Source organism: Salmonella sp. NW177 (assembly GCF_051811585.1).
In the GTDB taxonomy this organism is placed as follows: Bacteria; Pseudomonadota; Gammaproteobacteria; order Enterobacterales; family Enterobacteriaceae; genus Salmonella; species Salmonella enterica.
In genome coordinates, this window is the sequence record NZ_JAMMZV010000002.1 from 99,021 (window position 1) to 113,733 (window position 14,713).

A 14,713-nucleotide genomic window follows, 5' to 3' on the forward strand; every position below is an offset into this window, starting at 1 on the left:
ACTGTCCACGACGCTATACCCAAAAGAAAGCGGCTTATCGGTCAGTTTCACCTCTTCATAAAACCCGCTTCGGCGGGTTTATGCTTTTACCGGGCGACAGGATGAATGACTGTCCACGACGCTATACCCAAAAGAAAGCGGCTTATCGGTCAGTTTCACCTCTTCATAAAACCCGCTTCGGCGGGTTTTTGCTTATCAGGCCGGTGAAGGGTATAGAGGGTTGCAGAAGACGCCAGCGTCACCATCCGGCAATTAATTGACAGCCGTGGTGACATAATATTATTCGTTTTTGTGATGAGAAACACAAAACGCTATAGACTGCGCTCTTTTTAGTTGAAGTGAAAAGCAATCGATTTCTTTCACAAAATTACATTCTGAAAAACAGCAAGAAAGCGGTGTAAATTATTTGTTGTAAATGAAAATTAAATGTATGAAATATTTTGGTTAAAATTTTATTAAATGTTTCTTTACAAACAAATAAGGTAAAAAAATGTGACGCGTAACGGTTTTTAAGCGCATTTACCTTCGGTTTATACTTAAATTTGAGAAATTACGCTTTAAATTTAACGCTGGAATTGCCGATAAAATGTCCCGTAATTGATTGAAATATCGTCTTCATGGGATGTCGAAAATAGGAGATAAAATAGGCTGGTTATCGCCATAATATATCGTTATCCCGACCCTATTTTTTGATTGAAATCAGGCTAAGTTACCGCCTTATTTTTGTAATCTATTGAAATAACAGGTTTTATTTATTTAATAAAGACCATTTAAAAATTGTGGTAAGTTAATTTGTGAGTGGTCGCACATAACCTTTAAGATTTAATTTGCTACACTTCCTGCCGTTCACAATGTTATTTCAGAGCGGTAGATATGAATACTCTTGTTCTCCCTAAAACACAGCATTTGGTGGTCTTTCAGGAAGTCATTAGAAGTGGTTCTATCGGTTCTGCCGCAAAATCGTTAGGGTTAACCCAGCCCGCCGTCAGTAAAATCATTAGCGATGTTGAGGCCTATTTTGGCGTTGAGCTAATTGTACGCAAAAATACCGGCGTTACGTTGACCGAAGCGGGACAGGTACTGCTTTCCTGGTCTGAATCTATCACCCGCGAAATGAAAAACATGATCAACGAGATGAACAGTATGACGTGCAATACCGTTGTCGACGTCTCGTTTGGCTTTCCTTCGCTGATTGGCTTTACCTTCATGTCCGATATGATTCATAAGTTCAAAGAGGTCTTTCCAAAAGCGCAGGTATCCATGTACGAAGCCCAGCTCTCTTCATTCCTGCCGGCCCTGCGCGACGGGCGGCTGGACTTTGCTATCGGTACGCTCAGTAATGAAATGCAGCTACAGGATCTGCATGTCGAGCCGCTGTTTGAATCAGAGTTTGTCCTGGTAGCCAGCAAGTCCCGAACATGCACCGGCACCATCACACTGGAATCGTTAAAAGACGAACAGTGGGTGTTGCCGCAAACGAATATGGGCTACTACAGCGAATTACTCACCACTCTACAACGAAATGGCATCAGCATCGAAAACATTGTTAAAACAGATTCCGTAGTCACAATATATAATCTTGTTCTCAATGCTGATTTCTTAACTGTTATTCCCTGCGATATGACCACGCCTTTTGGCTCTAATCAATTTATCACGATACCAATCAAAGACACATTACCCGTCGCACGTTATGCGGCGGTATGGTCTAAAAATTATCGTATCAAAAAAGCCGCTTCAGTATTAGTAGAATTGGCTAAACAATATTCATCATATAATGGATGCAGACGCAGGCAGTTAATAGAAATTGAATGATATGGAATAAACATATTTAGCGAAATTGACGTCACCTGTTTCTTTTGAACAGTGGGCAACGGTAACTTATTTTTAATACCCAGGTTAAGAGGTTATAATGCACATTACATACGATCTCCCGGTTGCAATTGAAGATATCCTCGAAGCGAAAAAAAGACTGGCGGGGAAGATATATAAAACGGGAATGCCTCGCTCTAACTATTTTAGTGAACGTTGCAAAGGCGAAATATTTCTCAAGTTTGAAAATATGCAGCGTACGGGTTCATTTAAAATTCGTGGCGCTTTTAACAAACTTAGCTCGTTAACGGAGGCGGAAAAACGTAAAGGCGTCGTGGCCTGTTCCGCAGGTAATCATGCACAGGGCGTTTCTCTTTCTTGCGCAATGCTGGGTATTGACGGCAAAGTCGTGATGCCGAAGGGCGCGCCAAAGTCAAAAGTGGCAGCCACCTGTGATTATTCGGCGGAAGTGGTGCTCCACGGTGACAACTTCAATGACACCATTGCTAAGGTGAGTGAAATTGTCGAAACCGAAGGCCGCATTTTTATTCCGCCTTACGACGATCCAAAAGTCATTGCCGGACAGGGCACTATTGGTCTGGAAATTATGGAAGATCTGTACGATGTCGATAATGTCATCGTGCCTATTGGCGGCGGCGGTTTAATTGCAGGTATTGCCATTGCGATTAAATCGATTAACCCGACTATTAAAGTTATCGGCGTACAGGCCGAAAATGTTCACGGTATGGCGGCGTCTTATTACGCTGGCGAAATAACCACGCACCGAACGACCGGCACCCTGGCGGATGGTTGTGATGTCTCCCGCCCGGGTAATTTAACCTATGAAATCGTTCGTGAATTAGTCGATGACATTGTTCTGGTTAGCGAAGATGAAATTCGTAACAGCATGATCGCTTTAATTCAGCGCAATAAGGTTATTACTGAAGGCGCTGGCGCTCTGGCCTGCGCCGCACTATTAAGCGGGAAATTAGATAGCCATATTCAGAACAGAAAAACGGTCAGTATTATTTCTGGCGGCAATATCGATCTTTCTCGTGTATCACAAATTACGGGTTTAGTTGACGCTTAATCTTTTCGTGAGGATAGGATATGAGTACTACTGATAGCATTGTATCCAGCCAGGCAAAACAGTCGTCATGGCGTAAATCGGACACGACGTGGACGCTGGGTTTATTTGGTACCGCCATTGGCGCCGGGGTGCTGTTTTTCCCTATCCGCGCCGGGTTTGGCGGGCTTATCCCCATTCTGCTGATGCTGGTTTTAGCTTACCCCATTGCGTTCTATTGTCACCGGGCGCTGGCGCGTCTGTGTTTATCCGGATCTAATCCGTCCGGCAATATTACGGAAACGGTCGAAGAGCACTTTGGTAAAACGGGCGGGGTAGTTATCACGTTCCTTTACTTCTTTGCGATTTGTCCGCTGCTGTGGATTTATGGCGTCACCATCACTAACACGTTCATGACGTTTTGGGAAAACCAGTTGCAGATGCCAGCGTTGAACCGCGGTTTCGTGGCGCTGTTCTTGCTGCTGCTGATGGCCTTTGTGATCTGGTTTGGTAAAGATCTGATGGTTAAGGTGATGAGTTACCTGGTATGGCCGTTTATCGCCAGCCTGGTGCTAATCTCATTATCGCTGATTCCTTACTGGAACTCGGCGGTTATCGATCAGGTTGATCTCAGTAATATCGCGCTGACCGGGCACGATGGCATACTGGTTACGGTGTGGCTGGGCATCTCTATCATGGTGTTCTCCTTTAACTTTTCGCCCATCGTCTCTTCCTTCGTGGTGTCTAAGCGGGAAGAGTATGAGAAAGAGTTTGGTCGCGAATTTACCGAGCGTAAATGTTCACAGATCATCTCGCGCGCCAGTATGCTGATGGTCGCCGTGGTGATGTTCTTCGCCTTTAGCTGCCTGTTTACGCTCTCTCCGCAGAACATGGCGGATGCGAAAGCGCAGAACATTCCGGTACTTTCCTACCTGGCCAACCATTTCGCCTCTTTGTCGGGGACAAAATCTACTTTTGCAACGGTGCTGGAGTATGGCGCGTCTATCATCGCGCTGGTTGCTATTTTCAAATCTTTCTTCGGTCACTACCTGGGGACGCTGGAAGGGCTGAACGGCCTGGTGCTGAAATTCGGTTATAAAGGCGATAAAACCAAAGTCTCTATGGGCAAGCTTAACACCATCAGCATGATCTTCATTATGGGGTCTACCTGGGTCGTAGCTTACGCAAACCCGAACATTCTGGACCTGATTGAAGCGATGGGCGCGCCGATTATCGCCTCGCTGTTATGCCTGCTGCCGATGTACGCCATTCGTAAAGCGCCGTCGCTGGCGAAGTACCGTGGTCGTCTGGATAACGTGTTCGTCACCCTGATTGGTCTGCTGACCATCCTGAATATTGTCTACAAATTGTTCTAATCCTCACGTTTAGCCTGCGTTCCGCCCCAGGGCGCGGACGCAGGCTGACATCGACGGAGGCACTACATGAATGAATTTCCGGTCGTTCTGGTCATTAATTGCGGATCATCTTCTATCAAATTCTCTGTACTGGATGTCGCTACCTGTGATGTTTTAATGGCAGGAATAGCAGATGGAATGAATACTGAAAACGCCTTTTTATCTATTAATGGCGATAAGCCGATAAACCTCGCGCACTCTAATTATGAGGACGCGTTAAAAGCCATTGCCTTTGAGCTGGAAAAACGTGATTTAACGGATAGCGTGGCATTAATTGGCCACCGTATCGCGCACGGCGGAGAGCTATTTACGCAGTCCGTCATTATTACCGATGAGATTATCGATAATATTCGTCGGGTATCGCCTTTAGCGCCGCTGCATAATTACGCTAATTTAAGCGGCATTGACGCGGCGCGGCACCTTTTCCCGGCCGTGTGTCAGGTGGCGGTATTTGATACCAGTTTCCACCAGACGCTGGCGCCGGAAGCCTATTTATACGGATTGCCGTGGGAATATTTTTCCAGCCTGGGTGTGCGTCGCTACGGCTTTCACGGTACGTCGCATCGCTATGTTTCGCGGCGCGCGTATGAACTGCTTGACCTCGATGAAAAAAACTCGGGTCTGATTGTCGCGCATCTGGGCAATGGGGCGTCTATCTGCGCGGTACGCAATGGTCAGAGCGTGGATACCTCAATGGGGATGACGCCGCTTGAGGGGCTGATGATGGGCACTCGCAGCGGCGACGTTGATTTCGGCGCGATGGCGTGGATAGCCAAAGAAACCGGGCAGACGTTGAGCGATCTGGAGCGAGTGGTGAATAAAGAGTCCGGTTTGCTCGGCATCTCCGGGTTGTCATCCGACCTTAGAGTCCTGGAAAAAGCCTGGCACGAAGGACATGAGCGCGCCCGGTTAGCGATAAAAACATTTGTCCACCGTATCGCCCGTCATATTGCCGGACACGCGGCATCGTTACATCGGCTGGATGGCATTATTTTTACCGGCGGTATTGGTGAAAATTCAGTATTAATTCGCCAGTTGGTAATTGAACATTTGGGCGTACTGGGGCTTACGTTAGACGTTGAAATGAATAAGCAGCCGAATTCTCACGGCGAGCGCATTATTTCCGCTAACCCTTCTCAGGTTATTTGCGCTGTTATTCCCACGAATGAAGAGAAAATGATTGCCCTTGATGCCATTCATTTAGGCAACGTGAAAGCACCAGTGGAATTTGCATAACTTAACGGCTGTTCTGTAGAGAGATTATTTTTCATGAAGGTAAATATCGATACCAGCGATATGCTGTATGCCGAAGCATGGCGTGATTTTAAAGGTACGGACTGGAAAGAAGAAATTAATGTCCGTGATTTTATTCAGCATAACTATACGCCCTATGAGGGGGATGAATCTTTTCTCGCCGACGCGACGCCAGCGACCACGGCGTTGTGGGAAAAGGTGATGGCGGGAATACGTATCGAGAACGCGACCCATGCGCCGGTGGATTTCGATACCAACATCGCGACGACGATTACCGCGCACGATGCGGGGTATATTGAAAAAGAGCTGGAAAAAATCGTCGGTTTACAAACGGATAAGCCGCTTAAACGCGCTTTGCATCCGTTTGGCGGCGTTAACATGATCAAAAGTTCATTCCACGCTTATGGCCGCGAAATGGACGCCGATTTTGAATATACCTTTACCGACCTGCGGAAAACCCATAATCAGGGCGTATTCGATGTTTACTCGCCGGATATGCTGCGCTGCCGTAAATCCGGCGTATTAACCGGTTTGCCGGATGGTTATGGTCGCGGGCGCATTATTGGCGATTATCGTCGTGTCGCGCTGTATGGCATCCGTTATCTGGTGCGCGAACGCGAGCTGCAATTCGCCGATCTGCAGTCGAATCTGGAGCAGGGACAGAATCTTGAGGCGACGATTCGCCTGCGTGAGGAGTTGGCGGAGCATCGTCGCGCGCTGCTGCAAATGCAGGAGATGGCGGCGAAATACGGCTACGATATCTCCCGCCCGGCGCGGAACGCGCAGGAAGCGGTACAGTGGCTCTACTTCGCTTATCTGGCGGCGGTAAAATCGCAAAATGGCGGTGCAATGTCGCTGGGAAGAACCGCCTCGTTCCTTGATATCTACATTGAGCGCGATTTCAACGCGGGTCTTCTGACAGAGCAGCAGGCGCAGGAACTGATCGACCATTTCATCATGAAGATCCGCATGGTGCGCTTCCTGCGCACGCCGGAATTTGATTCGCTCTTTTCCGGCGATCCGATCTGGGCCACCGAAGTTATTGGCGGGATGGGGCTCGATGGCCGCACGCTGGTGACGAAGAACTCCTTCCGTTATCTGCATACCCTGCACACGATGGGGCCAGCGCCGGAGCCGAACCTGACCATACTGTGGTCTGAAGCGTTGCCGGTGGCATTCAAAAAATATGCTGCGCAGGTCTCCATCGTGACCTCATCTTTGCAGTATGAAAACGACGATTTAATGCGTACCGACTTTAACAGCGACGATTACGCCATCGCTTGTTGCGTCAGCCCGATGGTCATCGGTAAGCAGATGCAGTTCTTCGGAGCGCGCGCCAACCTTGCCAAAACGTTGCTGTACGCTATCAATGGCGGCGTTGATGAGAAACTGAAAATCCAGGTTGGGCCGAAAACCGCGCCGTTAACGGATGAGGTGCTGGATTACGACACGGTAATGGAGAGCCTCGACCATTTTATGGACTGGCTGGCGGTGCAGTACATTAGCGCGCTGAACGTCATTCACTACATGCACGATAAGTACAGCTATGAAGCTTCGCTGATGGCGCTGCACGACCGTGATGTGTATCGGACGATGGCGTGCGGCATCGCCGGACTGTCGGTGGCGGCGGATTCCCTGTCCGCCATCAGGTACGCTCAGGTGAAACCGATTCGCGACGAAAATGGCCTTGCCATCGACTTCGCTATTGAAGGCGAGTATCCGCAGTACGGCAACAACGATGAGCGCGTGGACAGCATCGCCTGCGACCTGGTGAAACGCTTTATGCAAAAAATTAGCGTGTTGCCGACGTATCGCAATGCGGTGCCGACGCAGTCCATTTTGACCATCACCTCGAACGTCGTGTACGGGCAGAAGACTGGCAATACGCCGGATGGACGCCGCGCCGGAACGCCGTTCGCGCCGGGGGCGAACCCGATGCACGGTCGTGACCGCAAAGGAGCGGTAGCCTCGCTGACGTCGGTGGCGAAACTGCCGTTTACCTACGCCAAAGACGGTATTTCGTACACCTTCTCGATTGTGCCTGCGGCGCTCGGGAAAGAAGATGCGGTGCGGAAAACCAATCTTGTCGGCCTGCTGGACGGCTATTTCCATCATGAAGCACAGGTAGAAGGCGGGCAGCATCTGAACGTCAATGTCATGAACCGTGAAATGTTGCTGGATGCGATTGAACATCCGGAAAACTACCCGAACCTGACGATCCGCGTTTCCGGCTATGCCGTGCGCTTCAATGCGCTGACTCGTGAGCAGCAACAGGACGTTATTTCGCGCACCTTTACTCAGGCGATGTAACGTGAACGGGGCGATCGTGTGGATCGCCCCGCGACGGATCTTCACTGAACGGTAATCTTAGGGGGAGATATGATTAGCGCATTTGATATTTTTAAGATTGGCATTGGACCTTCAAGCTCCCATACCGTAGGGCCAATGAATGCAGGAAAATGTTTTATCGATCGGCTGATCGACAGCGGCGACCTGCCGCGAACGACGCGCATCACGGTTGATCTTTACGGATCGCTATCGCTGACGGGCAAAGGCCACGCGACCGATACCGCCGTCATTATGGGCCTGGCGGGCAATACGCCGCAGGATGTCAATATTGATAGCATTCCGGCGTTTATCCAGGAGGTTGCCCGCAGCAGCCGTTTATCGGTGGCGGGTGGCGCGCATGTGGTGGATTTTCCCGTCGCCGACAGTATTTTCTTTCACGCTGAAACCCTGGCGCGCCATGAAAACGGTATGCGTATTACCGCCTGGCACGGACAAACGCCGCTTTTACACAAAACGTATTACTCTATTGGCGGCGGCTTTATTGTCGAAGAGGAACGCTTTGGCCAGTCGCACGACGTAGAAAAATCGGTGCCGTATGATTTTCATTCCGCCAGCGAACTGTTGACGCTGTGTGAAAGACAGGGGTTCTCGGTTTCCGGCCTGATGATGCAAAATGAACTGGCGTTGCGGAGCAAAGAGCAGATTGACGCTGGCTTTGCCCGCATCTGGCAGGTGATGGCGACCGGAATTGAACGTGGCATGAATACTGAGGGCGTGCTGCCGGGGCCGCTGAACGTTCCACGCCGAGCGGTAGCGTTACGGCGTCTGCTGGTCTCCAGCGATAATCTTTCCCGCGATCCGATGAACGTCATCGACTGGATTAACATGTTCGCCCTGGCCGTGAGCGAAGAGAACGCGGCGGGCGGGCGAGTGGTCACCGCGCCGACCAACGGCGCGTGCGGCATTATTCCTGCGGTGCTGGCCTATTACGACAAATTCCGTCGTCCGGTCAATGCCAACTCTATCGCCCGCTATCTGCTGTCGGCGGGGGCGATTGGCATGCTGTACAAGATGAACGCCTCGATATCCGGCGCGGAAGTGGGGTGTCAGGGCGAGGTTGGCGTCGCGTGTTCGATGGCGGCGGCGGGGCTGACAGAACTGCTGGGCGGCAGCCCGGCGCAGGTCTGTATTGCGGCGGAAATTGCGATGGAGCATAACCTTGGCCTCACCTGTGACCCGGTGGCGGGTCAGGTACAAATCCCTTGTATTGAACGTAATGCGATTAACGCCGTTAAAGCGGTAAATGCGGCGCGAATGGCGCTACGCCGTACCTCTGAGCCGCGGGTTTCGCTCGATAAAGTGATCGAAACCATGTACGAAACGGGTAAAGACATGAACGACAAATATCGCGAGACGTCGCGCGGCGGTCTGGCGATTAAAGTCGTTTGTGGATAGGCCCGACAGGCGCAGAGTAAGCAGGCTATGGGATAACGCAGAAGACAGAAGCTGAGAAAAGGGCGCACCAACGTGCGCCCTTTTTTGTTGTGATATGCGTCAAATAGAGAAAATAACAACATTAAACCAATAGTAAATAGAAAAAAATTCTTAACCCACAAGAAATGCAGGCGTTTTATTGGTAAGTTTTTCTCTTATCGTGCGCGTATGATTTTCTTATTACAAGAAAGTACCTGCACCTCACGTTCTGCATATCGCCTTGCTGCGGCACGAAAAATAAAAAAACCTCTACCTACACATTGAGCGAGAATTCTATGGAATCGGCTAGTAATACCAGCGTAATCCTCGACGCATCAGCCCCGGCGCGTCGGGCAGGGATGACAGAAAGCGAATGGCGTGAAGCCATCAAATTTGATAGTACCGACACCGGTTGGGTCATTATGAGTATCGGGATGGCGATCGGCGCAGGGATCGTTTTTCTTCCTGTCCAGGTTGGCCTGATGGGACTTTGGGTCTTTTTACTCTCTTCTATTATTGGCTATCCGGCCATGTACCTGTTCCAGCGGCTGTTTATTAATACGCTGGCGGAATCCCCGGAATGTAAAGACTACCCCAGCGTGATCAGCGGCTATCTGGGCAAAAACTGGGGTATTTTATTAGGCGCGCTGTACTTTGTGATGCTCGTCATCTGGATGTTCGTCTATTCTACGGCGATTACTAACGACAGCGCCTCTTATCTGCATACTTTCGGCGTAACGGAAGGATTACTTTCCGATAGTCCATTTTATGGTCTGGTGCTGATCTGCATCCTGGTAGCGATTTCCTCACGCGGTGAAAAATTACTGTTCAAAATCTCCACCGGCATGGTGCTGACCAAGCTACTGGTAGTGGCGGCGCTGGGCGTCTCTATGGTGGGTATGTGGCATCTGTATAACATTGGCGCGCTGCCGCCGATGGCCCTGCTGATTAAAAACGCCATTATTACCCTGCCATTTACGCTGACCTCGATTTTATTTATCCAGACGTTAAGCCCAATGGTGATCTCTTACCGTTCACGCGAAAAATCTATTGAGGTCGCACGTCATAAAGCGCTGCGCGCCATGAATATCGCGTTTGGCGTCCTGTTCGTTACCGTCTTTTTCTATGCGGTTTCCTTTACCCTGGCGATGGGGCATGACGAAGCGGTGAAAGCCTATGAGCAGAATATTTCCGCCCTGGCGATCGCCGCGCAATTTATTAGCGGCGATGGCGCAGGCTGGGTCAAAGTGGTTAGCGTAATTCTGAACATCTTTGCCGTCATGACCGCCTTCTTTGGCGTTTACTTAGGATTCCGCGAAGCGACGCAAGGCATTGTGATGAATATCCTGCGCCGCAAAATGCCCGCCGAGAAGATTAAGGAAAATCTGGTACAGCGCGGCATTATGATTTTCGCTATTTTGCTGGCCTGGAGCGCCATTGTGCTCAACGCGCCGGTACTGAGCTTCACCTCTATTTGTAGCCCTATCTTCGGTATGGTGGGCTGTTTAATTCCGGCATGGTTGGTCTACAAGGTTCCCGCATTGCACAAATATAAAGGCGCTTCGTTGTACCTGATTATTATTACCGGTCTGCTGCTATGCGTTTCTCCGTTCCTGGCATTCTCTTGATATACCTGAGATTAAGGTTGTTGTTATGTTTGAATCTAAAATAAATCCATTGTGGCAAAGTTTTATCCTGGCCGTACAGGAAGAAGTAAAACCGGCGCTGGGGTGTACTGAGCCAATTTCACTGGCGCTGGCGGCAGCGGCGGCGGCGGCTGAACTTGACGGCACAGTTGAACGCATTGACGCGTGGGTTTCGCCTAATCTGATGAAAAATGGTATGGGCGTTACCGTTCCAGGAACGGGAATGGTAGGGCTGCCGATCGCCGCGGCGCTTGGCGCGTTGGGCGGTGATGCGAAAGCCGGGTTGGAGGTGTTAAAAGACGCTTCCGCTAAAGCCGTTGCCGATGCAAAAGCGATGCTGGCCGCCGGACATGTCGCAGTGATGTTGCAGGAGCCATGTAACGATATCCTGTTTTCACGGGCGAAAGTGTATAGCGGCGATAGCTGGGCATGTGTCACGATCGTCGGCGATCATACAAACATTGTGCGGATAGAAACCGACAAGGGCGTGGTATTTACCCAAGCCGATAATGCGCAGGAAGAAGAAAAAACCTCGCCGCTGGGAGTGCTGTCTCATACCTCGCTGGAAGAGATCCTGGCGTTTGTGAATGCGGTGCCCTTTGACGCTATTCGCTTTATTCTCGATGCGGCCAGGCTAAACGGCGCGTTGTCGCAGGAGGGACTGCGTGGTTCCTGGGGGCTGCATATCGGTTCGACGCTGGCCAAACAGTGCGATCGCGGTCTGCTGGCGAAAGATCTCTCCACGGCGATTTTGATCCGTACCAGCGCGGCGTCAGACGCCAGAATGGGCGGCGCCACGTTGCCCGCGATGAGCAACTCCGGTTCCGGCAACCAGGGGATTACCGCCACGGTGCCAGTCATGGTGGTTGCTGAACATGTCGGCGCCGATGACGAGCGCCTGGCGCGCGCGCTAATGTTATCGCATTTGAGCGCTATCTATATTCACCATCAGCTTCCGCGTTTGTCGGCTCTGTGCGCGGCAACCACGGCGGCGATGGGCGCGGCGGCGGGTATGGCGTGGCTGATAGATGGTCGTTATAACACTATCGCAATGGCTATCAGCAGTATGATCGGCGATGTCAGCGGGATGATTTGCGATGGCGCGTCGAATAGCTGCGCGATGAAAGTCTCTACCAGCGCGTCGGCGGCGTGGAAAGCCGTACTGATGGCGTTGGATGATACGGCGGTGACCGGAAACGAAGGGATTGTGGCGCACAATGTCGAACAATCTATTTCGAATTTGTGTTCGCTGGCGTGTCGCTCAATGCAGCAGACAGACAAGCAGATCATCGAGATTATGGCCAGTAAAGCGCATTAATAATAACGCCCCGGCATGTCGTCGGGGCAGCGTGCTGCCCGATGGCGCTGCGCTTATCGGGTCTATCTGTTATCAGCCGGATCGGGCGCTTGCGTCGCCATCCGGCATGATTTCAGGCTGCGGCCTCTTCTTCTGCCAGCCGGGCTTCGGCGTCCGCCACGATGGCTTCCAGTTCGGTTAGCATCTCTTCATAGCCCAGCGGCACAGTGGCGCTCATCGCCTCCTGTACGGCAGGTTTTACCACGGGCTGACGTTTCTTCGCCGATTTTTTGCTCATCTTGCGACTCCTTTTCTGGCTGGCTACACCGGTAAATCTACCAGTAATGCGCGCAGCGGCGTATCGGCAACCAGCGTAATGTTAGGTTCATCACGAATAAATGCGCCATCTCCGCAGGTTAATGCCTCGCGTTCTTCGTTGTGCGTCATCGCGTGGAACGTACCGTGAATCGACTGCAAATAGGCGCGCGGCCCGTGAAGCTGGAAATTAAGCGATTCGCCTTTCTCCAGCGTAATATGATGTACCCAGACCTGTTGGCGCAGTTGTAAGCTGTTTTGCTCACCGTCGGGCGAGGCAAGAAGCTGTTGTTGCGCCGCCAGGAGTGGGATTTTTTGTACCAGCGTGTTTTCCCGTTCAGGACAGGCGTCAAGCCACAGTTGCATTCGGGTTAACGGCTTAACTTTGCTGAGATTATGTTCGCTGTAGCTAATGCCCGGCTGCGCGGCGAGCAGCAACGCTTCGCCCGCTTTAGCCTGTACATGGTTGCCGTCGCTGTCGCGGTATTCCGCTTCGCCGTCCAGAATCAGGTTTAAAATATCCACCTTTGGATAAGTTCGAGGCTGAAAAGAGGCGCCCGGCGCCAGCACTTCCTGGTTCAGTACGCGCAACGACGCGTAGCCCAGCAGTGTAGGGTCGAAGTAGTGTCCAAAGGAGAAGGTATAGCGGGCCTGTAGCCATCCGTAGTCTGCCTGTCCACATTGTTTGGCGGTTCGGGTCGTAATCATCGTTATTAACCTCTCTTTACTTCCTTTTATGTTAAGGGGCTGGACGCTGCATTGTTAGCCAGATATTCTGCCCGGTATGTTCAAATTTCCTGAATGAGAACGTTATGGCTAAAGAGAGAGCGCTGACGCTTGAAGCATTGCGTGTGATGGACGCCATTGACCGCCGGGGCAGTTTTGCCGCAGCGGCTGATGAGTTGGGGCGGGTGCCCTCCGCGCTGAGTTACACCATGCAGAAGCTGGAAGAAGAGTTGGACGTTGTACTGTTCGATCGCTCCGGCCATCGTACAAAATTCACCAACGTCGGACGTATGCTGCTGGAACGCGGGCGGGTATTGCTGGAAGCGGCAGACAAGTTAACGACGGATGCTGAAGCGTTGGCCCGCGGTTGGGAAACGCATCTGACGCTGGTCACTGAAGCTCTGGTACCGACGCCTGCTTTTTTTCCACTGATCGACCGGCTGGCCGCTAAAGCCAATACGCAGCTTTCATTGATTACCGAAGTACTGGCTGGCGCATGGGAGCGGCTTGAGCAGGGACGGGCGGATATCGTCATCGCCCCGGATATGCATTTTCGATCGTCGTCGGAAATTAACTCCCGTAAGTTGTATACGTTAATGAATGTGTATGTCGCCGCGCCTGACCACCCTATTCATCAGGAGCCGGAGCCGCTTTCGGAAGTGACGCGGGTTAAATACCGCGGCGTAGCGGTAGCGGATACCGCGCGCGAGCGGCCGGTATTAACGGTGCAACTGCTGGATAAGCAGCCACGTCTGACGGTAAGCACGATTGAAGATAAACGTCAGGCGCTGCTGGCCGGGCTTGGCGTCGCGACTATGCCATATTCGATGGTGGAACAGGATATTGCCGAAGGGCGGCTACGCGTGGTCAGCCCGGAATCGACCAGCGAAATCGATATTATTATGGCCTGGCGGCGCGACAGTATGGGGGAGGCAAAAGCCTGGTGCCTGCGGGAAATACCTAAGCTATTCGCCGGAAAATAAATAGCGCGCGGCGCTTTAAAAGCGGCGCCGCGCCGCCATCAGGAAAAACGTTTCGGATCGGGGCCGAAGCGGTTGTCGCCCGGCGTACCATTCTGGCAGTTGAACGCGATGATGATAAGCCAGCCGATAATGGGGATAAGTAGCAACAGTAGCCACCATGCGGAGCGGTCAGTGTCATGCAGACGACGGAACTGCACGGCCCACCACGGTAAAAAGATCAGAACGCCGTAAATGGTGGTCAGAACGCCTTCACCCCCGGCGCGTTGCCAGCCAAGCATGGCGTCCAGCAGGCCCAACACAAAGGTAAAGATGATATTGACCAGAATAAACATCCAGTACTCTTTGCGTCGCGCGCGGCCGCCAAATCCCAGATAATTTTTTAAAACCTTTAAATACCAATCCATTTTCGCCTCAATAATGGTTCAATCACTTGTTTTTAA

Annotated in this window: 12 protein-coding genes; 9 read left to right on the forward strand and 3 right to left on the reverse strand. The window is 51.3% G+C overall.

The features are described 5' to 3' along the window. Positions 1–873 precede the first annotated feature (873 nt). The 8 genes from tdcA (at position 874) to NA986_RS07180 (ending at position 12,270) form a co-directional block, all read left to right on the forward strand. Entirely contained in the window at positions 874–1,812 is a 939-nt protein-coding gene (tdcA, locus tag NA986_RS07145) for a transcriptional regulator TdcA (RefSeq protein ID WP_001094907.1), read from the forward strand. A 97-nt stretch (positions 1,813–1,909) separates the two neighbouring features. After that, positions 1,910–2,899 (forward strand): bifunctional threonine ammonia-lyase/L-serine ammonia-lyase TdcB, encoded by a 990-nt coding sequence (gene tdcB / locus NA986_RS07150; protein ID WP_000548368.1) that lies wholly within the window; start codon positions 1,910–1,912, stop codon positions 2,897–2,899. 20 nt (positions 2,900–2,919) lie between these two features. Continuing rightward, a complete protein-coding gene (gene tdcC, locus NA986_RS07155; RefSeq protein WP_000108129.1) occupies positions 2,920–4,251 on the forward strand; it encodes a threonine/serine transporter TdcC in 1,332 nt (443 codons plus the stop codon). 66 nt (positions 4,252–4,317) lie between these two features. After that, positions 4,318–5,526 (forward strand): propionate kinase, encoded by a 1,209-nt coding sequence (gene tdcD / locus NA986_RS07160; protein WP_023205496.1) that lies wholly within the window; start codon positions 4,318–4,320, stop codon positions 5,524–5,526. 33 nt (positions 5,527–5,559) lie between these two features. Continuing rightward, positions 5,560–7,854 carry a formate C-acetyltransferase gene (pflB, locus tag NA986_RS07165; protein WP_023215707.1) on the forward strand — a complete coding sequence of 765 codons (2,295 nt, stop codon included), beginning with the start codon at positions 5,560–5,562 and terminating at the stop codon, positions 7,852–7,854. A 69-nt stretch (positions 7,855–7,923) separates the two neighbouring features. Next, the gene (gene tdcG, locus NA986_RS07170) at positions 7,924–9,288 is read left to right on the forward strand and encodes an L-serine ammonia-lyase (protein WP_023138716.1); all 1,365 of its coding nucleotides are present in this window, start codon (positions 7,924–7,926) and stop codon (positions 9,286–9,288) included. A 314-nt stretch (positions 9,289–9,602) separates the two neighbouring features. Continuing rightward, on the forward strand, positions 9,603–10,934 hold the full coding sequence (locus NA986_RS07175) for an amino acid permease (RefSeq protein ID WP_000443189.1): 1,332 nt from the start codon (positions 9,603–9,605) through the stop codon (positions 10,932–10,934). Positions 10,935–10,959: 25 nt separating this feature from the next. Next, a complete protein-coding gene (locus tag NA986_RS07180) occupies positions 10,960–12,270 on the forward strand; it encodes an L-cysteine desulfidase family protein (RefSeq protein WP_023215706.1) in 1,311 nt (436 codons plus the stop codon). Positions 12,271–12,382: 112 nt separating this feature from the next. Here NA986_RS07180 and NA986_RS07185 read toward each other — a convergent pair whose 3' ends face one another. Next, positions 12,383–12,547 carry a hypothetical protein gene (locus tag NA986_RS07185; protein ID WP_000039326.1) on the reverse strand — a complete coding sequence of 55 codons (165 nt, stop codon included), beginning with the start codon at positions 12,545–12,547 and terminating at the stop codon, positions 12,383–12,385. A 23-nt stretch (positions 12,548–12,570) separates the two neighbouring features. Then, a complete protein-coding gene (locus NA986_RS07190; protein WP_000633554.1) occupies positions 12,571–13,272 on the reverse strand; it encodes a pirin family protein in 702 nt (233 codons plus the stop codon). Positions 13,273–13,376: 104 nt separating this feature from the next. Between NA986_RS07190 and yhaJ the strand changes: the two genes are divergently transcribed. After that, positions 13,377–14,273: a DNA-binding transcriptional regulator YhaJ gene (gene yhaJ, locus NA986_RS07195; RefSeq protein WP_001041026.1), complete on the forward strand. Its 897-nt coding sequence runs from the start codon at positions 13,377–13,379 to the stop codon at positions 14,271–14,273. Positions 14,274–14,311: 38 nt separating this feature from the next. On the opposite strand, the gene NA986_RS07200 is transcribed toward yhaJ, so the two are convergent. Further along, positions 14,312–14,677, reverse strand: coding sequence for a DUF805 domain-containing protein (locus NA986_RS07200; RefSeq protein WP_000384139.1), 366 nt, complete (start codon positions 14,675–14,677; stop codon positions 14,312–14,314). Positions 14,678–14,713 lie beyond the last annotated feature (36 nt).

Coding starts and splice junctions, on each gene's coding strand:
- tdcA (WP_001094907.1), top strand. CDS start 874: ATGAATACTCTTGTTCTCCCTAAAACACAGCATTTGGTGGTCTTTCAG.
- tdcB (WP_000548368.1), top strand. CDS start 1,910: ATGCACATTACATACGATCTCCCGGTTGCAATTGAAGATATCCTCGAA.
- tdcC (WP_000108129.1), top strand. CDS start 2,920: ATGAGTACTACTGATAGCATTGTATCCAGCCAGGCAAAACAGTCGTCA.
- tdcD (WP_023205496.1), top strand. CDS start 4,318: ATGAATGAATTTCCGGTCGTTCTGGTCATTAATTGCGGATCATCTTCT.
- pflB (WP_023215707.1), top strand. CDS start 5,560: ATGAAGGTAAATATCGATACCAGCGATATGCTGTATGCCGAAGCATGG.
- tdcG (WP_023138716.1), top strand. CDS start 7,924: ATGATTAGCGCATTTGATATTTTTAAGATTGGCATTGGACCTTCAAGC.
- NA986_RS07175 (WP_000443189.1), top strand. CDS start 9,603: ATGGAATCGGCTAGTAATACCAGCGTAATCCTCGACGCATCAGCCCCG.
- NA986_RS07180 (WP_023215706.1), top strand. CDS start 10,960: ATGTTTGAATCTAAAATAAATCCATTGTGGCAAAGTTTTATCCTGGCC.
- NA986_RS07185 (WP_000039326.1), bottom strand. CDS start 12,547: ATGAGCAAAAAATCGGCGAAGAAACGTCAGCCCGTGGTAAAACCTGCC.
- NA986_RS07190 (WP_000633554.1), bottom strand. CDS start 13,272: ATGATTACGACCCGAACCGCCAAACAATGTGGACAGGCAGACTACGGA.
- yhaJ (WP_001041026.1), top strand. CDS start 13,377: ATGGCTAAAGAGAGAGCGCTGACGCTTGAAGCATTGCGTGTGATGGAC.
- NA986_RS07200 (WP_000384139.1), bottom strand. CDS start 14,677: ATGGATTGGTATTTAAAGGTTTTAAAAAATTATCTGGGATTTGGCGGC.